This window comes from Fructilactobacillus sp. X8R2C1 (assembly GCF_059900955.1).
The window spans coordinates 40,776-54,435 of record NZ_JBWXVI010000004.1 but is presented as its reverse complement, the minus strand read 5'-3'; the positions used below and the strand labels follow the sequence as shown (position 1 = coordinate 54,435).

The following is a 13,660-nucleotide window of genomic DNA, read 5'->3' as shown; positions in this document are numbered from 1 at the left end:
AATGTCATTTATGTAACATAACACCTATGAAAACGGATAAGTTAATTTTATTTGTTGTAATTTCAATTTTCTCGGTGCTTTTGGTTGTTTTTAGTAATATTAATTCAAATCCAATTAATATTTTTAGCAAGGACTTAATGAGCATGGATATGGGGTTAAAGATTGCTAATCATGGAGAGTCAAAAGAAACGACATCACAATTGGCCTAAAACTGCATGGTATCGAAATTAGAAAAAGTACTATTAGATACTATAGGTAGGCATTTATGTGATTTTTCTGTTTCTCATTATAATGATGATACAATTGTCACAGGAGCCTTTATAACTCTAAAAAACAAAAATCGAGGTAGATATCTATGTCCCAAGAAGATGATCTTTTAAAAGCCGCCTTAAACGGTGGAACGTTTGACTTTCGTGACCCGTCGTTTAAACCAATCTTTGATATTCATTTTAAAAATGCTGAATTATTGAAACAGTTTAACAGTGAACCAGATCCAGTTAAGCAACAGGAAATCTTGGCTAAGATTACTGGCAGAGAAGTACCGGAAAACGTGATTGTCTTTCCACCACTTCAGACTGATTTTGGTCGCAATATTTTCCTAAAACCAGGTGTTTTAATTAACACCGATTGTCTGTTTGACGACGCTGGTGGGATTTATCTCGACGAAAACGTTTTGATTGGACCACGAGTTTCACTGATTACGCTTAACCATGATACGCGACCGGATCACCGAAATTTGATTACTACTGGTGCCATTCACATTCATAAGAATGCTTGGCTTGGAACTGGTGTCATTGTCCTTCCAGGTGTTACCATTGGTGAAAATGCCATTATCGGTGCTGGTTCGGTTGTTAATAAGGATGTTCCTGCCAATTCAACTTACGTAGGCGATCCGGCCAAACCAATTAAGAGGCATGACTAAGAGTAAAAATTGGTTTTAGTGTTTTTGAAATGTGTAATGATATGAGAATACTGTTAGTACTGTTAGTACTAACAATATGAATGCCAAAGCCTCTAACTAATTCGATAGTTAGAGGCTTTTTGTGGCGTATCAGTTTTTTATTACTATTTGTTTTATCCCTGGCTAGGGAAATTAAAGATCTGACCTACTAATTGTTCTATGATTAGTAAGTCGTATTGAGTTAATTTTTCAATGAATTTAATATTTCTATCACTGTTGCTAGACCAATCATAACTTGCTAGCTGACTAGTTATAACCTGACCATGTGTTTTGTATCCATTTAAATTAAAATTACCAGCATAGTTTCTAATTGTACTCGTAATTGGACAAACAACAGCAAAACGAGTTGCGTCATTAAAGGCTTTGGTACTGATTACTAGGCCAGGACGTCTTTTTTTAATTTCGTTTCCTCTACTGGGATCAAAATCAATCCAAACAACGTCTCCTTGATTTGGACAATACGATTGATTATTCAAATCATTTCACGTCCCTCTAGTTGACTTTTATTATTAATGGGAGACTGGTAAAGTTTTCCGTTGGCATATTTTTTGTCGCCATAAATTTGTTTTATTTTTGGGACCAACATAAGTGCTCCCTGTTGATCTTTAGTTAGAAAGTATTCTTGTCCCAAAGCTAATCCATATTCTTTTTGAGTCTCACTATTGAAGTTAATACCAATTGAGTTTCCACGTTTTCTGATTTTAACTTTTTCCATCAACATCATCTCCTCAATTACATTGTATCACATGTAACACTGAAGAACATAAGAGTACATAGTTTTTCTTTTTTTATTGTTAATTAAACTTTTTAATATATTTAGAACCTCTTAATTGGTTTTGAATTTTTGGTATTTTATTTCTCATTATTGGTGGCTGTTGTACGTTTTTGGAGGATTTATAGGATGGTTTGTTCCTGAAATTGTTGATGTATTTAAATAAATAAAATGAAGTGCCAGACATAGAATTTTAACTTTATCTGGCACTTCATTTTATTTTTACGGTTTTTATTAAATAAAATTACCTCATCTTAATCACTATCTTGCCAGTAGCGTGGTGTGATTCCAGTAGTTTATATCCCGCTAGCACGTCACTAAACGGGAAGACCTTATCAATAATCGGCCTTAACTGCTGGTCTTCAATCATTTGGGTTAAAATGTCTAGTTGAGGTCCACTGGGATGCATGATGAAGAAGGTGTATTCAACGTGATGTTTTTTAGCTAAAAGTCGCAGTGGACCACTAGCAATCCCAAACAAAATTGATTTAAACCAGCCGAGATGGTGTTCCATTCCAAATTTAAAGGTTGGAATTCCGTTGATTGTGATTAGCTTGCCACCTGGTTTTAAGATTTTAAAGGTATCTTTGAGGGTCCTGCCGCCACGACTGTCAAAGGCAATGTCGTAATCGCTTAACACCTCGGAAAAATCCGTCATATGATAATCAATCACTTGATCGGCACCTAAAGAGCGCATTAACGCTACGTTCTTTTGACTCGTGGTCGTCGCAACGAAGGCACCCCGCGCTTTGGCAATCTGAATTGCCATGGTACCAACGCCACCGGATCCGGCTTGAATGAAGACTTTTTGGCCCTTTTTTCAGTTTGCCAATTTCAATTAAAGCCTGGTAGCTCGTTAATCCAGTTAGGGGAACGGCACTGGCATCTACTATACTTAGGTTACTAGGCGTTTTAGCGATGTCATTTTCGTCAATCGCGATAAATTCGGTTAGAGTGCCACTTTGATAATCATCAGGACGCCCGTACACCTGGTCACCCAGTTGGAATTTAGTTACCTTTTTGCCGACTTTGACCACCGTTCCGGAAAAGTCATTACCAACGGTGATCGGTAATTTGTAAGGCATGATGATTTTTACTTTACCAGATTGAATCGTATAGTCGATTGGGTTAAGTGACGAGGCCGCAATTGACACTAAGACCTCGTTGTCATTGATTTGAGGAACGGGAATGGTGTCTTTTACAAAGGGCGTTCGGTATTTCAGCAGTTGCAGCGCAGTCATTTGTTTGGGAATGTTAGTCATATTGATGACCTCTTACATAAATTTAGGGATCAGACGATCCATCAGTCTCGTTGGTAAAACGGCATTGAAGAAAGCGGTTGGCTTCGCACCAAACCCAATGAGATATCGTGGTCTGGGCTTTTTGGCTAAAACGACTTTTTGAATTGTTTTGGCAATCAGAGTGGGTTGTGACGCTAATTTTGAAGCATAAATTTTATTAGTTTTCTCGGCCATTTCTTTAGCGGCTGCTTCGTACTTGGTTCCCTTAGAGGAATTAACCAGCTTGTTCATAGCGATGTTGGACCAGTTACTTTTTACAACCCCCGGTTCGATTAGAACCACCTGGATGCCAAATTTTCTTACTTCCATTCGAAGTGAATCACTTAAAGTTTCAAGCGCATGTTTGGAAGCAAAGTACCAGCCGGCGAGTGGACTACTGAACTTACCCGCCATTGAAGAAATGTTGATGATTTTGCCCGCGTGTTGTTTTTCCATGTAGGGTAGAACCAGTTTGGTTAGGGCAACTAATCCAAAGACGTTGACGTCAAATTGGCGTTTGGCTTCCTCAGTACTGACGTTTTCGATGGCGCCAAAAGAACCATAACCAGCCCCGTTGATCAAGACGTCAATCTTGCCGGCAGTTTGAATAACTTGATGAACACCTTTTTGCATCGAATCTTGGTCGGTAACGTCCATGCTAATTGGAGTAACCCCAAAAGCCTTTAAAGGTTCCATTGCGTCTGTTTTTCTGGCAGCCCCAAAAACTTGATAACCGGAGTTTGCCAGTCGTTTAGCGGTTTGATATCCCATTCCGGAGCTAGCTCCTGTGATTAAGATTGTTTTCATTAGTTACCTCCTAAATGATATAAGTTTCATTGATTAAGTTACACGAGTATATTATAATACAACTGTTGCATTTGCAACTATTAACCAAAAAAAGGTGATTATTAATGGAAAAGAAGATTGACAGAAGAGTTCGAAAGACCCAGAAAGCCATCCAGGACAGCTTTCGTGAACTATTGCAGGAGAAACATAGTTTAGATAACATTTCGGTCAAAATGATTTGCGATCAAGCCGACATTACGAGAAAAGCCTTTTACGACCACTATTCTGACAAGTCGGCGCTGGTTTTGGACTTTATGAATTCATATTTCAAAGAGTTGAGGTTGACCTGTCAGAATGTCGACGACACGAAAGTCCAAGAAAAGATTGAACTTTGGATTAATTTCTTCACTCAGGATCGTAACTTCTTTCGTAATCTATTAAAAAGTCAAGATTCGTATCAGTTCAGAAAAGAATTCAACGATTTTACTAGGGAACAACTGGTGTTTGTCACTAAAGACGTCAGTCAAACGGAACTAGACTTCATTTGCTACGGGATTGATGGCATCATCGAAGAGCTGGTTTTATCAGACAAACAGGTTGATAAAGGTGAACTGGCTAAGAGAGTGAAGGCGATTTTAGTGCCATATCTGAGTCAAGATAAATAGGAGGATGCTGCGATGAAAAAAATTTTAGTGGTCGAGACTAACACGACTAATTTCCCTAATAGTAATCGACTAACTGGCCTGTGGTTGGGGGAATCAGCTGAATTTGTGGCGGAAGTTCAAGAGGCTGGATACGACGTGGATTATCTTAGTCCGAAGGGAAGGTACGTCCCGATTGATCCGAGAAGTATGAAGTCGTCGTACGTTGATGCTGATACTCTAAGGATGTATCAAGATCGCGACTATCAGAATCATGGATTGGCTAACACTCTGAAACCAGTCGACATCAACCCCGAAGACTATTGGGCGATTTACTATACTGGTGGCCACGGAGTAATGTGGGATTTCCCCGATGACCCGCAGTTACAGAAAATCAGTTTGGAAATCTACAATAACGGTGGATACATCTGTTCGGTGTGTCATGGCATTGCTGGAATCCTTAACATTAAGCTGCCAGATGGGAAATATCTGATTTCTAATAAAAAGATTACTGGTTTTACGACTGCTGAGGAAGTTTTAAGTGGCAACTATAAAAGAGTGCCGTTCTTAAATGAGAAGGTTGCCAACAAACACGGCGCTCATTTTGAAAAAGTACGACCATTTAAAAGCCATGTCGTAAAAGACGAACGCTTAATTACGGGACAAAATCCGCAATCACCGAAAGCGGTGGCAAAGGAGCTTGTGGGGGCGATAAATAGTAAAAGTATTTGAACAATAAGAATGGAAGTTGTTTAATAGAGCTAACTTAATTGTAAAAGGGGAAGAAATATTCTTCCCTTTTTTTAGAATCTGATTGATTGGAGGAGATCCTATCGATGCTTTAAGTACTCAAATAAAAAGCTTTTTAACCGGAAACTTTATGTATAATTTTTCCAGGGTCCTCCCGCATGCGATCTTATCCGTAATTCTGTTGGATAAGGGATTTTCTATCAGTCAAATATCTATCATTCAAAGTATTTTTATGGTTGCAGCTCTCATAATGGAGATTCCATCTGGTATTGTTTCAGATATTATTTCAGAGAAGAACATGTACCAACTTTCCCTAATTTTGATTTTTATTTCTTATTTTTTAACTTTTATGACCAAATCATTTCTGCTAATCAGCGTGGCATGGTTTTTGTATGGGATGTCATCAGCGGGCATGACAGGGTCTTTAGACACCTATTTTGTGAAAACCATTAAAAATCATGACGGTAGTATCAAAAAATTCAACGTGAAAAACAACTATGCGATTTTGTTTAGTGGATTAATTGGTGGCGGACTAGGTGCAACCATTTATAACTACATCGGAATTAACATATACATTGTGTCTTTATTAGGATTTGTGCTTGCCTTTATACTAATTCAAGGCTTAATTCCAAAAGTAAACATCAAGATGGAAGATCGGATCACCTTAAGTCAAATGGTAGGCGGACTTAAAAGTCTTAAAAGTAACAGTAAATTATCAGTAATCATTGTACTGATGTGCTTTTTGCAGATGTTTGCCCAAGTGTTCTATCAATATTGGCAGTTTATATTGTTACAAGACCACATCTCTAAAGCTTACTTCGGAATTGTGTATGTGTTGTTTCAACTCTTTTCAATTATTGGAAATATGATGTTAAAACACATCAAAATTTCAAAGATATCTTATGTTATTAATCTAATACTTATTCTGATTTTATTTGCATTGTGTAATGTATTCAGGCTTGATTTTATGCCCGTCGTCTTTTTGACGCTCTTACAGATTCCGTTCAATGTCTATTCATATCAACTTAATATTGAATTTCAGCATTACGTTAATAGTAAGATGATGTCCACTTTTATTTTTATCATGGAGTTCTTATCAATGATTGTTGCCGCTCTCACTTTGTGGTTTATTGCGGTTTTTGTGTCAAATAGTAATTTAATGATGGTTTTAAATGTAGTTGTGTTAATTTTCTTTGTTGGGTCTATGATAATCAATTTTTTGAGAAAAAATGAAGAGATTCAGAATGAATAGATTTTATAAATGATTTGTTTTAGATGTTGAACATTAAGTTCAACATCTTTTTTTGATGGTGCTATGATTATCTCAATTTATTTGAATCACATAAAAATTAACGGTAGTTAATATTAGATATTGGGAGCAGGCCAATGAAATATTTTGCTAAACATTTGATTAAACGAATTGGTATTTTGAAGATTATCATTTACCTTTTATTTTTATTTGTGTCGTATGCCATCTTCTATTTACAGCCGTATTTACTAAGTAAAATCATTAATTCAAACGGTAAGAAAATCATCTTTACGAGTTGTTTATTGTTTTTAACGCTAATGATTCCTTCGATTACCACTTATGTTAGTAATTATTTTTTACAGGCTACCCGTAAGTATTCTAAACAGGAGATCTGGTCAAACATCGAAAAGGGTGGTTACAAGTACTTTCAAGCAGAAAAAGTGGGCAAACTTCAAAGTTACATTGATGAGGTATCGTTTTCATGTCGCAAGTTGGTTCAAGAGGTGATGCCAGCAGGAATTAAGGGAGTTGCCTTACTTTCTTTATATACCGTTATTTTGGCTAAAATGAATTTAATGATTGGAATTGCATATTTAATTGTCTTTCTCATCTACATTTTACTTTCCGTTAAATTGTCGGGAAGAAATCGGCAATATGTCCGCGACTCTTTAAGTAAAACTTCCAAAGTGAATGAATACATCTTGGATTTTTATAATAATAAAGAAACAATTTATTCACTAAGAAGTTTAGGCTACGAAAACGGTATTTTTAATAACCTACTAAATAATGAGAGAAGAATCTATTATAAATTACAAAATAAAATTAATGGATCTGCGATTATCCAGCAGTTATTCATTGTGGTGATGGCTTTCGGAATTATTGTATTTATCAGCATTGTTGGTAAGAACAAGGATTACAGTATTTCTGGACTTTTAATTTTAGTGTATTCAATCATTAGTTTGAGTCAATTTGGGTCTGAGTATCTGGAGATGATTGAGCTTTTTGATCGTATCAGGTCGGGATTAGACGATTTACACTATCCTGTTTTGGGTTCGTTTCATGAAGGCAGAATTTTTGCCCCGGGTAGTGATTGGTTGAGAATTAAAAACGTTAAATTTAGTTATCGTAATGGCAAAAACATTTTCAACCATTTGTCATTAAACATTCATAAAGGTGAAAAGACGGCGATTGTTGGTGATAATGGCTTAGGGAAAAGTACGTTGTTAAAAATAATTGGTGGACTGATAGTGCCACAAAGGGGTGAAATTATAATTCCAGTGGAAGGTCCAACTGATGTTATTTATCTTGGTCAGGACACACCGTTATTTAACCGATCGTTATACGATAATTTAACGTATCCAGGAAATCAGAAGACATCGTTTGATTTAATTACTCAACTTTTTGACGAAATCGGATTAGAGAAAGTCTCAAAAGATGATGCTTTGAAAAATTATTCTACTAAAGAATTTAAGAGTCATTTTTCCGGTGGTGAGCAACAGAAAATCCTGATTTTGCGAACTTTTATTCAAGATCCATCGGTGGTTTTGTTTGATGAAAGTAGTAGTGGACTTGATCCACAATCGGTTAATATATTCTATGAATTAATGGGAAAATATTTAAAAAACAGTACCATTATTTCTGTCGTTCATAATAAGTCTGAACTACAGTACTTTGATCATGCAATTAATCTAAATACCTTCATTTGATAGTCATCCCCGGACCACTAGCGGTTTAGGGATGCTTTTTATTTCCGAACAATTCGTGTAATTCTCGTTTTTATTTCATTTTGCCAAAACAATTATTGTGAAATTATTATTTATATTAATTTATTTCAGAATAAAATGAGAATCAAAATGATTTGAAATATTGATCTTAGTATATTTACTGATTCAGAAGTACTTGTGAAGTTGTTATTTATTGCCATGCCAATAGTGTAAGCGGTTGCATTATTAAAATTCCGAGTATATATTGAATGTGTAAATAAAAACAAGCGCTTATTTTACTTACTATTAATTAATACTAAATTTAACATGATAAAAAGAGGCTATTTATTATGAACGATAAAATGAATGCTTTAGTAATGACTGCCAAACAGAAGATGAAGATGGAGCAGATTGACACTCCAACTCCTAAAGACGATGAAGTTTTAGTTGAAACGGCCTATGCTGGAATCTGTGGGACTGATAATGGGCTGTTCAACGGACTACCAGGCTCCACTGACGCTACCCCACCAATCGTGTTAGGTCACGAAAATTCTGGGATTGTTGCCGCCGTTGGTAAAAACGTCCAAGAATTTAAAAAGGGTGATCGGGTGGCCGTTGACCCCAATATTTATTGTGACAAGTGTTTCTATTGTCGAACTGGTCGTTATGAACTCTGTGACAACTTGTCAGCCATTGGAGTAACTCGTAATGGCGGACTTGCTCAATACTTTACAGCACCTGAAAAAGTGGTTTACAAGTTACCAGACTCAGTCTCACTTCAAGCTGCATGTTCACTTGAACCAATCTCCTGTGTGGTTCACGCAATGAAGATTACCGAGAACATTACCCCTTACCAACACGCTTTAATCATTGGTGATGGTTTCATGGCTCGATTATTCGCTCAAATCCTGCGTGATTATGGAATTCAACGAATTGACTTAGCCGGAATTCTGGACGACTCGGTGCTTGACCGCTTGAAGTCTGAATTAAAGTTAGACAACGTGATTAACACGACGAAGACCCCGATTAAAGAAAATTATGACTTTGTGGTTGAAGCCGTTGGTCGTCCTGAGACTCAAGAAGAAGCTGCTGAGCACACCAACAAAGGTGCTCAAGTGCTGATGTTTGGAGTTGGTAAACCAGATCAGACCTTCTCAATGAATACTTACAACGTCTTTAAGAAACAGTTAACGATTAAGGGATCGATTATTAATCCCCATGCTTTTGAAGATGCGATTGCTTTACTGGCATCCGGTGCCGTTAAAACCACTCCGTTCCAGGATAATATTTTAAAGCTTGACGAAGTTGAAGGAGTTCTAAATCACACGACCCCTAAGATGGGGAAGTCGATTGTCGCAGTTAACCCAGAACTTAAATAGAAAAATGTGGTGATTGTTATGACTGCAAAGAAAACACCACGAACGATTTCGATGAGTGCTTCGATTATTTATTTTATTATTTCAATCATCATCAATTCACTTGGAAACGTTCTGACGTTGGTCACCAGTGCCAAGGTGGTTCCCCAGTTTTTGGGGTCCGCGTACTGGACGGCGGCCGAAACCAACTTTAGTATTGCGATTCATTGGAATCTTTTTTGGACTTTCGTCCTGATCGGAGTCGCCATCATCATTTTGAATGCACTCTTGCTTGGAAAATGGGACTGGGGCAGAGCCATTGGAAACATGATTTTCATGATTCCGTTTTCCTGGTTAGTTCAGGTATTCTATGACCTTTTGACCGAGATTATCAAGTTACCGGAGGCCCGTTCGTTGGGCTTAATCACCGTTTACGTGCTGGTCAACTTTATCGGAGTTGCATTTATTGCGATTGGAATTTCGATTTATCAACGGGTCAACCTGGTCTTACACCCAAATGACGATCTAATGCAGATCCTACGTTTCAAGTATTTTAAGGGAAACGCCGCTGAAGCAATGTGGGCTTCATACATCCCACCGACTGTTATCGGAATAGTTGCGATTTTGATCACACATCGAATTGAATACTATGGGATTGGAACGATTTTTGCCTTTCTTTTCCAGGGTGGCATTACCGGAATTGCCGATAAGGTCGTCTTTCCAAGCCTCAAGCACCAAGCGTTAGATACGTCTAATGGCATAGAAGATTCAACGGTGGCAACCGACGTTGATAATGATGACCACCAATTATCGCATAATAAAAAGGGGAGTAAGAAAATGAATATTAGTGATTACTTTACTGGTCTTCAACACGTAGGAATTCCTACCAAAGACCTTAACAAAACCATTCAGTATTATGAAAAACTTGGATTTAAAAAGATTGGCGATTTCCCAAATGGTAACATTCACTGTGCCTTTATGAAGTACGACAACCTTACCCTTGAAATTTGGGAAGGCGAGCCAACCAACCCAGTTGATGGCGCGATTAACCACTTTGCCTTAAATACCACTGACATTGAAAGTGCCTTTAAGGCCGCTAAAGAAATGGGACTGAACGTCGATGATGATCAAATTCAATACATTGGGGCATACTGGACGAAGGGAATTAAATTCTTTAACGTCTATGGTCCTAACCATGAACGCATTGAATTTTGTCAGATTCTGAAGTAACGATTGATTGCCATTAAATTATTAAAACCTCAATTTTTAAAACCCATACCAAAAAGGGGATGTTGAACAATTTGTTCAGCATCCTCTTTTAATTTTATAGGGTTTTTTCTAGTTTTTGTAGGTGAGACATGTGTTGGTTGAACTTGTTGTGAATGTGTCGTCTTACGAAGTACTTTCTGACCTCATCAATTAGAACCAGTGGAATTGGGATGGCAATCAGATAGATCCAGTCACTGACACCAATTGCAGCGGTTCCAAAGACACTTTGAAGGAACGGAACGTAGATTAGGAGGGTGATTAGGACAATCTGAAAGGCGATGCCCCACATGATGCGGTGGTTACTAAAGATCCCAATTTTAAATAGGGAAGTCGAATCGGTTCGACAGTTAAGGACGGCAGCGATTTGACAGAAGCCGATGGTAGCTAGCGTCATGGTAGTGGCTTCGGCGTAAAATGTGCCACTGCCAGCTAGCGGAATCTTGGGCCAACCGTGTTGGTAGTTGGCAAAGAAGTAACCGCCAGTTGACAAGATGGACGCAAATAGTCCGTACCAACCAAACGCTTTGATAATAAGTCCTTTGTTTAACAGGTGCGAGCTTCTTGAACGTGGTGGCCGTTTCATGATTCCCGGTTCACTCTTTTCGGTTCCAAGTCCCAGAGCTGGCAGGAGATCAGTCCCCAGGTCAACGGTTAAAATCTCCATAACCGTCAGTGGGAGTGGGATGGCACCGTTAGAGATTAGAAACAGAATTGATGGAAAGGCTTCGGCCATATTACTGTTCAAGATGTAAAGGAGGAACTTCTGGATGTTGCTGTAGACGGTTCGACCTTCTTCAATGGCAGAAACGATGGAGGCAAAGTTATCGTCGGTTAAAATCATGTCGGCAGCATCCTTGGCAACGTCGGTTCCGTTAACCCCCATGGCGATCCCGATGTTAGCTTTCTTTAGAGCTGGAGCGTCGTTGACACCGTCACCAGTAGCGGCAACCACGTCACCGTTTTTTTGACACATTGAGACGATGCGATATTTGTCTTCCGGAGCCACTCTGGCAAAGATGACTTCACCCTTGACGGCTTCTTGAAGTTGATCGTCTGACATCTTGGTTAATTCCTCTCCGGTGATGACCCGAGCCTTATTAGAGGTAATGCCGATTTGGACGGCAACACTCTTGGCAGTTAAAGAACTGTCTCCGGTGACCATGATGATTCGAATGTCGGCACTGTGACACTTCTTAGCCGCGTCGAAGATTTCCTCTCGTGGGGGATCGGACATGACGGCTAGACCAACAAACACAAGGTTCTTTTCGGTGTTGTCAATCGTGGCTTGTTTCGGATCATCAGTATCGTTATCGCGGTAGGCAAAAGCGAGTGAACGCAGTCCTTGCTTAGCGTAATCGGCGTTCGCCTGGTTAATCTTTTGCCTGTCAGTTGCGGTGATGGGGCGCACCTGACCGTTTACTAGGATTTTGTCACAAATCGAAAGAATGTTATCAAGGGCACCCTTGGTGTAAATGACGTTACTGCCGTCTGGCGCCGTCTTTTGAACCGTGGTCATGCGGCGCCGATTGGCGTCAAATGGGAGTTCTTTCAGCCTCGGAGTTTGTTTGGCCGCGTCATCACGGTTTAAACCAGCCTTGTTGGTTAAGATGTTCAATCCGGCTTCGGTTGGAGTTCCTAAAATTGACGGAGCTTTCTTGTTGTCTGGGTCGTACTTAATGGCCGTGTCATTATTTAACAGGGCAATCTTTAACAAAAGGTTCAAATCCGGTTCGTGAGCGAGATTAACGTCTTGTCCGTTGGACTGGATTTTGCCGTTGTTGAAATACCCCGTTCCGGTAACGGTATACTCCTTGTCTGGAAGCCAGACGTGGTTGACCGTCATCTGATTTTGGGTCAGCGTTCCGGTCTTATCAGAACAGATTACGTTTGTTTCACCCAGGGTCTCAACGCTGTCTAAGTCTTTTAAAAGGGCGTGGCGTTTGGCCATGACCTGGGTGCCATGGGCTAGAGACAACGTGACGGTCGGAAGGAGTCCCTCCGGTATGAAGGCCACGATCATTCCCAGTGCAAAGATAAACGACTTGGCAAGCGGGTAATGAACAAAGTAAATTGCCAGGATAAAGAACGTAATTCCAATCGCAAAAGCAATAATGGAAATTTGACGGGTCAAACGGTTCAATTCCTTAGTAAGTGGTGAGTCCGTCTTCTTCTGGTTTTGCGTCAGGCTGGCAATCTTACCAAATTCGGTGTTCATCCCGGTCTTAACGGCTAAGACGGTCGCCGTTCCGTTAGTGACAACGGTCCCAGCGTAGACTACGTTACTGATGGCAAACTTGCCGTCACCATGTTGGTACTTATTGTTCTTATCAACCGGAAGTGATTCACCGGTTAGAGCAGATTCGTCCACCTGTAGTGATGAAGAATGGACCACGACTCCATCAACTGGGATGGCGTTACCGGCTTGTAGTTGCAGTAGGTCGCCGGGGACAATCCCATCAGCGTTGATTTGAATTGATTTCCCGTTTCTAATGACGTTGACGTAGGTTGGCAGTAGATTACTCAGGGCGTCGGTGGCCTTTTTGGCCGCATGTTCCTCCCAAAATGAGAAGAGGCCATTAATAATGTTGACCGCCCAAATTGCGATTCCAAGGTCGACGGTTCCTGCCAGAATGGCAATCACACCACTGACCCACAGCAGCATGGCCATTAGTGAAGTGAAGTTTTTAAGGAAGGCGATTAAAACCGATTCCTGCTTACCTTTCTTGATGACGTTGGCTCCGTTTTTTTGTAACTTTTGTTTGGCCTCGCTGGTAGTTAGACCTTTGGTGCTCGATGTGTCTAGCGTGCTAGTGAGATCTGACAATGACATTTTGGCGTAATCATCGTCAGTTAGAATTTTGTTATCCAATGTTTCTCACCCCTTTTTCCAAATA

At 39.4% G+C, this 13,660-nt stretch carries 14 protein-coding genes and 1 pseudogene; 9 read left to right on the top strand and 6 right to left on the bottom strand.

Annotation, left to right across the window (positions count from 1 at the left end; genetic code table 11):
- Positions 1-26 precede the first annotated feature (26 nt).
- Together AC6UD6_RS05150 and AC6UD6_RS05145 are read left to right on the top strand one after the other, a co-directional pair.
- Entirely contained in the window at positions 27-209 is a 183-nt protein-coding gene (locus AC6UD6_RS05150) for a hypothetical protein (protein WP_500695911.1), read from the top strand.
- Between the two features lie 146 nt (positions 210-355).
- Complete coding sequence (locus AC6UD6_RS05145; protein ID WP_500695910.1) at positions 356-922, top strand: LbetaH domain-containing protein; 567 nt, start codon at positions 356-358, stop codon at positions 920-922.
- 152 nt (positions 923-1,074) lie between these two features.
- Here the strand turns inward: AC6UD6_RS05145 and AC6UD6_RS05140 are convergent, their stop codons facing one another.
- The 5 genes from AC6UD6_RS05140 to AC6UD6_RS05120 form a co-directional block, all read right to left on the bottom strand.
- Positions 1,075-1,437, bottom strand: a complete 363-nt coding sequence (locus tag AC6UD6_RS05140) for a type II toxin-antitoxin system PemK/MazF family toxin (protein ID WP_500694238.1) — start codon at positions 1,435-1,437, stop codon at positions 1,075-1,077.
- Positions 1,434-1,676, bottom strand: coding sequence for a hypothetical protein (locus AC6UD6_RS05135; RefSeq protein WP_500694239.1), 243 nt, complete (start codon positions 1,674-1,676; stop codon positions 1,434-1,436). The genes AC6UD6_RS05140 and AC6UD6_RS05135 overlap by 4 nt, the downstream gene beginning before the upstream one ends.
- Positions 1,677-1,977: 301 nt before the next feature.
- Positions 1,978-2,502 carry an NADP-dependent oxidoreductase gene (locus tag AC6UD6_RS05130; protein WP_500695909.1) on the bottom strand — a complete coding sequence of 175 codons (525 nt, stop codon included), beginning with the start codon at positions 2,500-2,502 and terminating at the stop codon, positions 1,978-1,980.
- Entirely contained in the window at positions 2,399-2,995 is a 597-nt protein-coding gene (locus AC6UD6_RS05125) for an alcohol dehydrogenase catalytic domain-containing protein (RefSeq protein WP_500695908.1), read from the bottom strand. Before AC6UD6_RS05125 ends, AC6UD6_RS05130 begins: the two co-directional genes overlap by 104 nt.
- A 12-nt stretch (positions 2,996-3,007) precedes the next feature.
- A complete protein-coding gene (locus AC6UD6_RS05120) occupies positions 3,008-3,820 on the bottom strand; it encodes an oxidoreductase (protein ID WP_500695907.1) in 813 nt (270 codons plus the stop codon).
- A gap of 104 nt (positions 3,821-3,924) precedes the next feature.
- Here AC6UD6_RS05120 and AC6UD6_RS05115 point away from each other — a divergent pair, with 104 nt between their 5' ends.
- The 7 genes and pseudogenes from AC6UD6_RS05115 to AC6UD6_RS05085 all read left to right on the top strand — a co-directional run bounded on the left by AC6UD6_RS05115 (position 3,925) and on the right by AC6UD6_RS05085 (position 10,727).
- Positions 3,925-4,464 carry a TetR/AcrR family transcriptional regulator gene (locus AC6UD6_RS05115; protein WP_500695906.1) on the top strand — a complete coding sequence of 180 codons (540 nt, stop codon included), beginning with the start codon at positions 3,925-3,927 and terminating at the stop codon, positions 4,462-4,464.
- A 12-nt stretch (positions 4,465-4,476) separates the two neighbouring features.
- Complete coding sequence (locus tag AC6UD6_RS05110; protein WP_500695905.1) at positions 4,477-5,172, top strand: type 1 glutamine amidotransferase domain-containing protein; 696 nt, start codon at positions 4,477-4,479, stop codon at positions 5,170-5,172.
- 148 nt (positions 5,173-5,320) lie between these two features.
- A complete protein-coding gene (locus tag AC6UD6_RS05105; protein WP_500695904.1) occupies positions 5,321-6,442 on the top strand; it encodes an MFS transporter in 1,122 nt (373 codons plus the stop codon).
- 134 nt (positions 6,443-6,576) lie between these two features.
- Positions 6,577-8,145 carry an ATP-binding cassette domain-containing protein gene (locus tag AC6UD6_RS05100; protein WP_500695903.1) on the top strand — a complete coding sequence of 523 codons (1,569 nt, stop codon included), beginning with the start codon at positions 6,577-6,579 and terminating at the stop codon, positions 8,143-8,145.
- Positions 8,146-8,504: 359 nt separating this feature from the next.
- Positions 8,505-9,521, top strand: coding sequence for a zinc-dependent alcohol dehydrogenase family protein (locus AC6UD6_RS05095; RefSeq protein WP_500696010.1), 1,017 nt, complete (start codon positions 8,505-8,507; stop codon positions 9,519-9,521).
- 18 nt (positions 9,522-9,539) lie between these two features.
- Positions 9,540-10,262 (top strand): annotated as a pseudogene (locus AC6UD6_RS05090) (DUF6198 family protein); the annotation flags it as partial.
- A gap of 72 nt (positions 10,263-10,334) precedes the next feature.
- The gene (locus tag AC6UD6_RS05085; protein ID WP_500696009.1) at positions 10,335-10,727 is read left to right on the top strand and encodes a VOC family protein; all 393 of its coding nucleotides are present in this window, start codon (positions 10,335-10,337) and stop codon (positions 10,725-10,727) included.
- 94 nt (positions 10,728-10,821) lie between these two features.
- On the opposite strand, the gene AC6UD6_RS05080 is transcribed toward AC6UD6_RS05085, so the two are convergent.
- Positions 10,822-13,596 carry a cation-translocating P-type ATPase gene (locus AC6UD6_RS05080; RefSeq protein ID WP_500696008.1) on the bottom strand — a complete coding sequence of 925 codons (2,775 nt, stop codon included), beginning with the start codon at positions 13,594-13,596 and terminating at the stop codon, positions 10,822-10,824.
- Between the last annotated feature and the right edge of the window lie 64 nt (positions 13,597-13,660).